11 protein-coding genes and 1 pseudogene are annotated in these 10,118 nt (G+C 55.5%); 7 read left to right on the top strand and 5 right to left on the bottom strand.

From position 1 onward, the window contains the following. The first annotated feature begins 507 nt into the window (after positions 1-507). The 4 genes and pseudogenes from vapB (at position 508) to ASD32_RS05885 (ending at position 2,496) form a co-directional block, all read left to right on the top strand. On the top strand, positions 508-738 hold the full coding sequence (gene vapB, locus ASD32_RS05900; protein ID WP_060637100.1) for a type II toxin-antitoxin system VapB family antitoxin: 231 nt from the start codon (positions 508-510) through the stop codon (positions 736-738). Beyond that, positions 738-1,139 carry a tRNA(fMet)-specific endonuclease VapC gene (vapC, locus tag ASD32_RS05895; protein ID WP_060637099.1) on the top strand — a complete coding sequence of 134 codons (402 nt, stop codon included), beginning with the start codon at positions 738-740 and terminating at the stop codon, positions 1,137-1,139. Before vapB ends, vapC begins: the two co-directional genes overlap by 1 nt. A 344-nt stretch (positions 1,140-1,483) precedes the next feature. Further along, complete coding sequence (locus ASD32_RS05890; RefSeq protein WP_060637098.1) at positions 1,484-1,909, top strand: plastocyanin/azurin family copper-binding protein; 426 nt, start codon at positions 1,484-1,486, stop codon at positions 1,907-1,909. Positions 1,910-2,003: 94 nt separating this feature from the next. Further along, positions 2,004-2,496, top strand: a pseudogene (locus ASD32_RS05885) (cytochrome b/b6 domain-containing protein). 14 nt (positions 2,497-2,510) lie between these two features. Here ASD32_RS05885 and ASD32_RS05880 read toward each other — a convergent pair. The 4 genes from ASD32_RS05880 to ASD32_RS05865 form a co-directional block, all read right to left on the bottom strand. Further along, positions 2,511-4,055, bottom strand: a complete 1,545-nt coding sequence (locus ASD32_RS05880; RefSeq protein ID WP_060637097.1) for a DHA2 family efflux MFS transporter permease subunit — start codon at positions 4,053-4,055, stop codon at positions 2,511-2,513. After that, a complete protein-coding gene (locus ASD32_RS05875) occupies positions 4,039-4,545 on the bottom strand; it encodes an isoprenylcysteine carboxylmethyltransferase family protein (protein WP_060637096.1) in 507 nt (168 codons plus the stop codon). Before ASD32_RS05875 ends, ASD32_RS05880 begins: the two co-directional genes overlap by 17 nt. Beyond that, complete coding sequence (locus tag ASD32_RS05870) at positions 4,542-5,594, bottom strand: type III polyketide synthase (protein WP_060637095.1); 1,053 nt, start codon at positions 5,592-5,594, stop codon at positions 4,542-4,544. The genes ASD32_RS05875 and ASD32_RS05870 overlap by 4 nt, the downstream gene beginning before the upstream one ends. A 117-nt stretch (positions 5,595-5,711) precedes the next feature. Further along, a complete protein-coding gene (locus ASD32_RS05865; protein ID WP_060637094.1) occupies positions 5,712-6,545 on the bottom strand; it encodes a phosphoethanolamine transferase domain-containing protein in 834 nt (277 codons plus the stop codon). A gap of 918 nt (positions 6,546-7,463) precedes the next feature. Here ASD32_RS05865 and ASD32_RS05860 point away from each other — a divergent pair. From ASD32_RS05860 to ASD32_RS05850, 3 genes are all read left to right on the top strand, one after another. After that, entirely contained in the window at positions 7,464-8,153 is a 690-nt protein-coding gene (locus ASD32_RS05860; RefSeq protein WP_060637093.1) for a hypothetical protein, read from the top strand. A 130-nt stretch (positions 8,154-8,283) separates the two neighbouring features. Further along, positions 8,284-8,499, top strand: a complete 216-nt coding sequence (locus ASD32_RS05855; protein ID WP_060637092.1) for a hypothetical protein — start codon at positions 8,284-8,286, stop codon at positions 8,497-8,499. Positions 8,500-8,536: 37 nt separating this feature from the next. Further along, positions 8,537-8,833, top strand: a complete 297-nt coding sequence (locus ASD32_RS05850) for a hypothetical protein (RefSeq protein WP_244490110.1) — start codon at positions 8,537-8,539, stop codon at positions 8,831-8,833. Between the two features lie 719 nt (positions 8,834-9,552). On the opposite strand, the gene ASD32_RS29430 is transcribed toward ASD32_RS05850, so the two are convergent. Continuing rightward, on the bottom strand, positions 9,553-9,843 hold the full coding sequence (locus tag ASD32_RS29430) for a hypothetical protein (protein WP_156383075.1): 291 nt from the start codon (positions 9,841-9,843) through the stop codon (positions 9,553-9,555). Between the last annotated feature and the right edge of the window lie 275 nt (positions 9,844-10,118).

Raw genomic sequence — 10,118 nt, 5'->3', positions numbered from 1 at the left:
GAACGGCTACAAGCCGACAGGTCGCAAACCCGGAAGACGCACGGATTCCATGAACGATCCGGCGGTCATTGCGCGACGTGAGAAGGCCCTGTTGCGGCAGCAAGCTGCCGAGTGAATGACCGATCGGATCGTCTTAAAGCTAAAGCCGAAGGGCAGCGCCTCACCCGCCCCCGCCCTTCCCTTGCAACCCGGCCCAGCCGGTGCGGTCGGGGGCTTGCCTCAGCACACCTGGACATGCCGAGCGTCGCATTTCTAAACGGATGCAGATGCGCCCAAAGTGACATTTCAACTTTGCACACAAACGGACATTTCAATCCTGCCGCCACAACCGAGCTAAAAATATGTGGATTTTTCTTCGTAGCGGCGGCAGTGGTTCCCTTCCGTACGAAGACGTTGGACTACGGCGCGTATCGAAGATTTGGGGCGCGGCCTCATGTATATCCCATTGACATATCCCAGACGGAGATGTACATCTTATACTCGGTGATGCAATCCGGAGGGACTTAGGTGGAGCAGGGTGCAGTATTCCAGAATAATCGAAGCCAAGCTATCCGTCTTCCAAAGGCAGTCGCTTTGCCCGATGGTGTAAAGCGCGTCGATATTGTCGCCGTCGGACGCACTCGCATTATCGCGCCTGCTGGCGAGGTCTGGGACAGCTGGTTTGAAGGAGCAGCGGCCACGTCCGACTTCATGAGTGAGCGTGATCAGGCCGCCTCGCAGGAGCGCGAGGCGTTTTGATGCTGAAGTACATGTTAGACACCAACATTTGCATTTTCACGATCAAAAATCGACCGCAGCAGGTGCGCGAGGCGTTCAATCGTTTCCATGATCAATTGTGCATCAGTTCGGTTAGCTTGATGGAACTGATTTACGGAGCGGAAAAGTCAGCCAGTCCTGAAAAGAACCTTCCGGTTGTGGAGGGCTTCGCGGCGCGCCTTGAAGTTCTAGCGTACGACGAACCGGCAGCAAGCCATACGGGACAACTGCGGGCCGAACTAGCGCGCAGCGGTACTCCAATCGGTCCATATGATCAATTGATTGCAGGACACGCTCGCTCGCGAGGCTTGATTGTGGTTACGAATAATCGCAGGGAATTTGATCGCGTTCCCGGGTTACGGGTGGAAGACTGGACGGGCTAATCTCAAACGTTTCACTATAGCCATCGATAGCCCCGGATACCGCCTCCGTCGGCACCCGCTGAAGGGTCGCAGGTTCGTATTGCTTCAAGGCGATGAACTAATGTTTTGGGTTAATCAGCCGACTTGCAGTCCTTTTGTGTGTTGAAACTTCCGACGCGGGTCTGCCCCCCAAAACCGTTGGAGTGAAGGCGAAGTGATGGGTGGCGTATTCGTCGAAGCACAAGATTCACGCAATGACGTAAATAGGACAGCTGGCCAACATGACGAGCTTGTTCCGTTCAGGTCCTCGTCAGCATCGTTGCCTAGAGGACATAGACTACCTCATTCAAAAAGGTGAATTCCATATGCGGTACCTCTATAACACAATCGCTGCTCTCGCTATCGCTTGCCTCGCCACGCCTGCTTTCGCCGCGACCACGGTCAAAGTCACCGAGGGCGGCGAAGGTGGCGGTCCGATGACCCTGACGCTGGACCAATCTACGATCAAAGCCGGCGAGACAACCTTCCTCGTGCACAATGACGCGATGAGCGAAGAGCACGAGATGGTGCTTGTGAAGCTAAAATCGGCCGATCAGAAGATTGTCGTCGATGCCGCCAAGGACCGGGTCAATGAGAAGAAGCTGAACAGCATGGGAGAAGTGGCCGAGCTGAAGCCTGGTGCTGACGGTGAGTTGAAAGCAAAGCTTGTGCCTGGCTCTTATGTCCTTCTTTGCAATGTCAAGGGCCACTTCCAGGCGGGCATGCACGCCATGCTGACGGTCACCAAGTAAGCGCGCCGTCGTTGGTGTTGTTTGCGATCTTGAGGGCCACGGTAACGCCGCCCTCGAGATCACAGCGCTTTTAAGCAGAAGGTGCATATTTCACTTGAGAACACCGGTCGCATTTTCCCTGCCGCAGCGCGTCCTGCACTGGCTGACAGCAGGACTCGTTTTTCAATCTGCTGCTTCCCGATGGGATGGAAGAATGGAACCGCAGTGTCGAACGGACCGGGTCGGCAACAGCGGATCAGGTCGGCAGCGCCAATATCCATGCCTATGTCGGGATCACCATCCTAGTTCTCGTTTTCTTTCGTCTGGTCCTTCGGTTTGTCCAGGGCGCTCCGCCGTCATCGCCACTGGAACCCGCCATCTTTAGAGTGGTGGCGAAGATTGCACATGTGCTCCTCTACGGTCTTCTGATCGCGATGCCAGTCACGGGCATGGCCGCTTACTATCTAGGCTATGATGGAGCAGGCGGCGTGCACGCCGATATCCTCAAGGTCGCCCTCTGGGCGCTGATCACCGGCCATGTGCTGGGCGCTCTCACGCACCAGCTCTACTGGAAAACGAATGTTCTCCGCCGGATGACTGTGGGATGATCCCCTCTTGCCGATCAGTCGGCAGGAGCAACGCGTCTGGCGAATGGCAGGCACAGGATGGCGCAGGCGGTCAGAACCGCAATAACCAGCCATGCCTCGTTGAGAGCCTGCACTGTCGCTGCTGTTTGCAGCAACGGGTCGAGCATCGCCATCGTCGATTCGTCCATACCGCCTTGATGCTCGGCCAACGTCTGAAGCGGCACACCGATGAATGCCGCCGCATCGGTATCCCCCGCCTGTAGGCGTTTTAGCAGCGAACGGCCAAGCGGCTCAGAGCGGGTATAAATGATTGTGTCGATCAGCGCGATGCCGATGGCACCACCCAGATTGCGCATCAGGTTGAATAGCCCGCTCGCATCGGGAACCTTATCTGGCGAAAGTGTGCCCAGCGCCAGACGTGTTGGCGGCAACAGGCAGAACATGATGGCGACGCCGCGCACGATCTGCGGCCAGAACATTGCGTCATAGTCGGATTGCGGATCCTGGAACGCGCTCATCGCGATGCCGACGGCAAACAACGCAAAGCCGGCGGCAGACAACAACCGGGCATCCACGCGCTTTTCCAAATCGACCGCAATGGGTGCGGTCACGAGCTGCGCCACGCCGGTCACAAGCATGGTCATGCCGATCTCAAGCGCATTGTGCCCTCTGACAAAAGCCAGAAAGACGGGCATGAGGTAGACCGAGCCGAACAGGCCAATCCCCAAAACGAAGCTGAGGATCGATCCAATGAGAAAGTTTCGATCGCGGAAATTGCGGAGTTCGACGAGCGGACGCGTCCGGATTAGCGAACGCCAGACGAAGATGCATCCGCAGAGGACCGAAAGGCCAAGCAAGCCGACGATATAGACCGACGTCCATCCACTGGTCGGCGCCTCCTTCAACGCAAGCTCCAACGAGGCCAGGCTGACCGCCATCAGTATGAGCGAGAGGACATCCAGGTTCCGAAGTTCGGCGGCGTCGAGACGTTCGCTCGGCACGGATCGCACGGCGACAAGAGAAGCGACAATGCCCGGAATGACATTGATGAGAAACAACCAATGCCAGGAGTAGGTTTGCGTCAGCCAACCGCCAACGACGGGTCCAACGGTTGGGGCGAGCACGGCGAGAACCCCAGCAATCGTCGTGGCGATAGCCTGCCTTTCTTTCGTAAACAGGATGAAGACGGCTGAAAAAACCGACGGGATCAAAGTGCCGCCGGAAAAACCCTGGAGAACGCGCCACGATACCAGTTCACCGAATGTGCTGCTTATCGCGCAGCCGGCGGATGCAATGACGAACACCGTTAGTGACGTAACGAACAGCCAGCGCATCGTCAGAAACCGGGTCAGAAAGCCCGTTAATGGGATCGCAACGACCTCGGCGATGAGATAGGCGGTCTGTATCCAGCTCATCTGGTCTGGATTGATATCCAGTGCCGACTGGATGGTCGGCAGCGAGGTCGCCACAACCTGAACGTCGAGAATGGCCATGAACATGCCGACGCACATCGCCATGAACCCCGTCCACACCAGGACGGGGTTCATGGTGATGTGCGAAGGGTCAGGCCGGTTCGGCATGGGACAATCCTGAGAGGGCTGCGTTCTCGGCCCTGATCCGTATCGTTAGGGTCACTGCATTGGCGAGTGTGAATATGACCGCATACAGCCGCATGTCAAAGCACAGTGGAAGGACGGCAATCTCGCCGATCACAACGACGTAGTTCGGATGCCGCAAAAACCGATAGGGGCCGCCTGTCACAAGCGTCTCGCCGGGCACAACGATGATCCGTGTCGTCCAACGCCGGCCAAGGGTGGACAAGGTCCAAAGCCTCAAGACCTGAAGCCCTGCGAAGACCGCAACCCAACCCATATGAATCGACATATCCCAAGCGAGTAACCATAGGCCAACAAGCCATGCCGTATGCAAAACAACGATAGCCGGATAGTGGGCCGCCGCAACTTCGATCGCTCCTCTGGCCATCAGTGCTTTTGTATTGCTCTTAGCGAGCCAAAGCTCGCCAAACCGCTCAAATGTGACGGCCGTGAGGAGCAGGATGGACCAGATCATGCTGCAGCCTTTAAGGACACGCAGCTCAGCGTAAAGCCTGGCCCCATGGCCGTCAGCAGCGTGCGTCGGGGCAGGCCGGCGGTGATCAGGCGATCCAACACGAACAGTGCCGTCGGCGACGACATGTTGCCATAATCCGATAAGATGTCCCGTTCGTGGTTCAGGCTGCCCTGGCCAAGAGACAGCGCCGTTTCCAGTGCATCGATCACCTTCGCACCTCCGGGGTGGCAGGCAAATCGGTCGATGTCGTCAACGGTCAGATTCGATCGTCCCAAGATCGACGTTACGGCGGGCTGAATGTTTGCCGCCGCGAACGGAGGTATTGCCCTGTCAAAAATGACGCCAAGCCCCTCCGGATCGACGCTCCAGCCCATGATGTCGAGCGTGTCAGGCCAGGTATGCTGACCGCTCATCTCGACTTCCGCAATGCCTTCACTGGTAGCGCGCAAAACACATGCTGCCGCGCCGTCACCGAACAAGGCTGTCGCGACAATGTTGGCTTTAGTCAGTTTGTCGATCCGGAACGCCAGAGTGCAAGTTTCCACTGCGACCAGCAGAACGACCGATCCCGGCCGTGAAGACGCTAGGCGTGATGCAATGGAAAATCCCGAAACGCCGCCGGCGCAGCCAAGCCCAAAAACCGGGACGCGCTCGACGTCTGCGCGAAAACCCATTTGCGTGCTAACGCGTGCCTCGAGGCTCGGCGTGGCGATGCCCGTGGAAGTTACAGTCACGATCGTATCGACATTGCCAGCTGACAAACCCGCTGCCTTCAATGCCTCGTTGGCAGCAGATACGAACAGGGCACCTGCTCCCTCGATAAAGGCGTCGTTCCTGTCCGGCCACGCCGGCGTCTTAAAATACCAATCGAGTGGACGGACGCCATAACGTCGTCGGATGCCCGAACTTTCGAAGACCTTCGCCAGGCGTTCGAAGTCGGCATATCGAGATGAAAAAGCCTGATGAGATGCCAATGCCGCGTCACGTTGATCAATGGCATGCGGAGGGACTGCTGTCCCGATGGAAACAAGCTTTACGGATTCCGGCATGACAATTCCCGCTGAGGCGCTTTAGGACTTGGGCCGGCTGCGCCACAGCTGGTCCGAAGTAGCAACGTGCCGTTTTTGGAAAGGTTTCTTATAGACGCAAATATATTTAGAAGAATTCTAAACTACAGTTCTCATGTTTCGAATGTTGTTATCGACAAAGTTTAAAGCCCTGTCGTCCAGGCATTCGCCATCTTTGCAGAGAGGGCTGTCTTTCTGCTTGGTCAGGCTGGCGAAGTTTACGAGGTCGGCTATCCCTTTGCTGCCGGTATTGTTGTCCCACCAATAGTCGTCAATCCCAGCCCGGCGCAGGACATCCATCAACGTGTCAGTGGAACGGGCCTTGCGGTCGGAGTAGTCTTTCCTTCCGTAGACGGAGAACATGCAGGGTGATGAAACGGCCGTCGCCGTTCCGCAGCTGGTCGTTTTCGTGTAGTTCACCACATTGAGAGCTTTGAGCTCGGGATTGGTTTCTCTCTCGTAGACTTTAAGCGAAAAATTCATTGCACGAGCTGTTTCGCCCGCGACAATAATCGTAACAACCGGCTTGTCCGTTCTTGCATAGGCAGGCCCAAGTTTCGCATCAGTTCCAATTGGAACGCGAACAATGCCGATCTCACGATAAGCACTGACAGCCAGGCCAATCGCCGAAGTTATGGGAGCGAATGGCGTGAGTTTTGCAATCATTTCCCGGTTCTGACGGATATCCGAAGAAATCGCAGCATAATTGCCAACGGTCAGAGAAACACAGATAATCAGACACGCCGAGGTGACTATGAAATTCACGAAGAGTTTGCCCAGGATCGGACGGTGCCTTACCTCCGTCAAACAAATCAGCAGAGACGGGAAAACACCATAAAAGAAGACGTAAAAAATGAATTGAGGCGTGACGAGATGGACGGCTTCCCGTGGCGTCGTGACAACTGCATTTCTCAGCATTTCTTTGTCGATCACAACGCCAAAAAGTCTGTGTAGTAGGATGAAATGGCTCCAGCGACAATCAAGAAGACCAGGAACGGTTTGATGACATATTTTGCGGATAACAGCACAACGCCCCCAACTACAAGCAGGGAAATGGCAATTGCGAACGAATAAAAGCTGATATGGAAGCCGCCAAATGTATACAAGGCCTGGTTCCAGAATGTTAGATTTAACGCGCAGAGAATGTAGAGGCTGACGTACAGGCATAGTGGTATGCTGCCGATTACCGTATCTCAGATAGAATCTTCCGCCGTCTAATATTTCCAGCGGCAAATCGATCCCATTTTAGAAAAGCTTCAGCAAACAAACTCTCGCAACGGGATATGGATCTTGACCTGAGACCCTGATCTTCTAACCTCAATTTAGGCGAGAAGACGTCTACAAATATCGGGGACATTCATATTGAAGACAGCCGATGCCGACCCTGCCTCTTTTCAACCTCATGGAGAAATCCTGACTGATGTCTTTCCTAGCCAACGCATCGCGGTGAATTTATCAATCCGAATGGGCAAGCATAGCCAGCGGAGCATTCAGATTCCGTGACATGCCGACCGGCCTGACGATCAGCACTTCCACCGCAGGCTGCTGGAACAATCGAATTCAGCATGACGGACCCGAAGCCATGACGCTCCGTCTCAGGATGAATTCTTGCAGGACTGTTCGAACCAATACCGTTGCAGAGCAGGAATGACTTGCGGTATGACTATGACCAATAGCCTTATGAGGCCATTTGATCATATACAGCTTGCAAAGTCGCGGCAGTTGCCTTTGGTTCACCCTCGAATATGTGCTTTTACAGCATGGACTGACACGCGAATAACGTCTATTTCCTCGGCCTCCGGCGATATTGAATATCGCTGAATCAACCCGTGATACCCGAGGCGCCTACCGGTGAAAAAAGTCCAACGCACTTTCGTCGTCGAATACAGATCCGGTCGACAAAAACCCGACCCCAAATCGAATTCGATTTGGGGCAAGATCGACCTGAAGTCAGTTGCCCGCGATGTCGAGGACGACGCGGTCTCATTTTTGCCGGGTAGGATAACACATGGTTCTGGAAGCGAAGTGTTTGTATCGAAAGCCGGGCCAACCGGAGCTTTGTTGACACCGCCGACCGGGCAGCACACAACATCATCAGTGACCGAGGAGACGATTATGGCCGACGAAATCGATACAATGCCCACGACTGATGCGCCGGCGGTTGCGGAAACGCCAATCGCGAAGAAGCAGCGCCAACCGCGTGCGAAAAAGGCAAGCCTGCTGACCGCCTCGGTCGATGATGCAGTGGAACCAGGGGGTACTTCTGGCACGCCCGAGAAACAGAAGCGGGGACGCAAGGCCAAGGCAATCGAAGCTACTGGTACCGCAAAGCGCGCACCTTTGAAACGCGCGCCCAAGGCCGTACAATTGACACCTGTCGCACCGACGGCGCCTGCGCTGCCGACCGCTGCCGCAGAGGCGAGTGACGAGATGGCTGATCTGCTGCAGTTGGAAGAAGAGAACCAGAAGCTGCGCAAGCTGCTGGCCGAAAAGCTCCGTGCAGACAACGCCGATCTGCGCAGGCGGCTCAAGCTCGACTGAGAAACAACCGGCGGCCCATCGCCGGCTGCATTTGTATGGCTACGAGATAAATAGTCTGATGGACGATCACGGCCGCCGCCAAACCATCAACGAGCAGCCTGCATGCGGAATGAACCGCGAGGTCGAATGAATGGCGTCTCCCTGGAAATTCCTTGCCAGACTTGTGTCGCCGCGACGCCAGCCAAAGCAGGACGACAGCACGATCGAAGCCGTCAAGCCGGACATCCCCTGGCGACAGCGGGTCCGCCCGAAGCCACAGTCGAGGAGAGCCGGCATAGTGCCGATTACCTGGCAGGCGAACAACCGCAGCCTGCCGATCGATCTGATGCGGTTCCTGCCAAGCTGAACCGTCCGATCAAACTCGCCGCGATGTTGTTGGCATCGTGGAAGACGATAACGGCAAGCTGGAACCAGGTTCTGGTACAGTCTTGCCGGATGACGGCGTTCTCGCTGCCAAGGTCGAAGAGACTGCAAAAGCCACGCGCCCCGAGCGGAGAACGCGTATCCAAAAGGTCGAAGCTGCCGCAGTCGTGTTACAGGTTTCTCCAGTCACTGCCTCTGTTTCCGACGGAATGGTGAGCCTTGATGAGGAGATCGCAGTGCTCCGAATCCAGTTGGCGGGCAAGCTCCGACTGCAGAACGCCCAATTGAAGAACATGCTGGCACGTTTCGAGCGCTGATCCTGTTGACCTGTCTGTGGAAAATGCCAAGCGGAAATCAACTGACAGTATCAAATGCATTGCTGCGGCATGTCTCTTGAGGCATCCCTCCTCACCTGACGGACAACCGCATTAGTGGATTGGGTCACCTCCGATGAACAACAGGTCGTTTTGGTTATGGATCGCGGCACTCGCCGTCCCCGTTGTTTCGCTGATCGCAGTTCAGATCAATACGAACTTTGGAGCCTCGATTGGCGGTGGCGGCTACGATCTTGGTCCGTTCTTATTCCTGGCTATTGATCATAGTCACAGCCGGGTGGTCCCTTTGCGCTTAAGGCCGCGTTAATTCATCGCGACCGGGCAGCTTCAAAAACGGGCAGTTGGCTTGATTGTTATGGAATATGTCACATTCTTCACCGTTCTGCTTCTTTATCGATAGAACCTTTCCTAGAATAATCGGGAATCCAGGGCAAACCTCGTCCTGCGTCCGGCGAAGCTCGAGATGCATTAAAATAGGAGCCGGTGCAGTATCCGGTGGATGCTCGCTTGATAGCTCTTTTCTTCAAGGCTTAAGATTCGGCCAAACGGGTTATGGGTTCAATTCTCTTCAAGACCGGGGAGCGCCCCTATGTGGTCGTAGAGGTCATCATTGCCCGCGTCCGGAGCGGAAATCGCTCCAGCGCGGCGTCACGTCGCCGTTGAAGTGCTCGGCCGATGCTGAATGAAGTGGCGAGTTCCGCTTATGCCCCGTTGATCTCTGTTCCCACCGGAAGTTTGAGTTCAACCCAATCAGCGTATCTGGACAACTGTACCGACAGAGCCCTGGCTGCCAAAGCCGAAATTTCAACTTGGACTTGATGAGGTGCCTTATCGTCAGTGTTGTAAATTTCATGCTCGCGTTGCGAACGAACGTATCCTATTCGCAGGACAACGTTCTCCGGGACCGACGCGACGCCCCATTCGACCAACCGACTCGTCTTGATTGCCCCGTTATTATCAAAATCCCATTTTTTTTTATCAGTATCAGGCACTGCGAAACTCCAATTAGGAGGAAGTCACGCAACGACCATACGCCTCGCTCTCCTAATCCCCTATCAACCATTCGAGGTAGGCTGCGACCGGTATTCGCCACTGCGCCGGAGAGCTCAGCCCCCGAGCCCATCCCCCACAAGCCAGAGGCTGCTTACCGCGAATATTTCAGTCTCAGTTTCCGCTCGCAGCCGATTGCCGACCTGTGACGCTGTCGATATGGATGACGAAAAAGACCGGCAACATCGTTTTCCCTGTTTCTGGAACCGTGCCCGGT

Origin of the sequence: Rhizobium sp. Root483D2 (assembly GCF_001426685.1) — a bacterium.
Taxonomy (GTDB): domain Bacteria; phylum Pseudomonadota; class Alphaproteobacteria; order Rhizobiales; family Rhizobiaceae; genus Pararhizobium; species Pararhizobium qamdonense.
This window is presented reverse-complemented; position numbering and strand designations above follow the sequence as displayed.

Coding starts and splice junctions, on each gene's coding strand:
- ASD32_RS05855 (WP_060637092.1), top strand. CDS start 8,284: ATGGCGTCTCCCTGGAAATTCCTTGCCAGACTTGTGTCGCCGCGACGC.
- ASD32_RS05880 (WP_060637097.1), bottom strand. CDS start 4,055: ATGCCGAACCGGCCTGACCCTTCGCACATCACCATGAACCCCGTCCTG.
- vapC (WP_060637099.1), top strand. CDS start 738: ATGCTGAAGTACATGTTAGACACCAACATTTGCATTTTCACGATCAAA.
- ASD32_RS05875 (WP_060637096.1), bottom strand. CDS start 4,545: ATGATCTGGTCCATCCTGCTCCTCACGGCCGTCACATTTGAGCGGTTT.
- ASD32_RS05890 (WP_060637098.1), top strand. CDS start 1,484: ATGCGGTACCTCTATAACACAATCGCTGCTCTCGCTATCGCTTGCCTC.
- ASD32_RS05870 (WP_060637095.1), bottom strand. CDS start 5,594: ATGCCGGAATCCGTAAAGCTTGTTTCCATCGGGACAGCAGTCCCTCCG.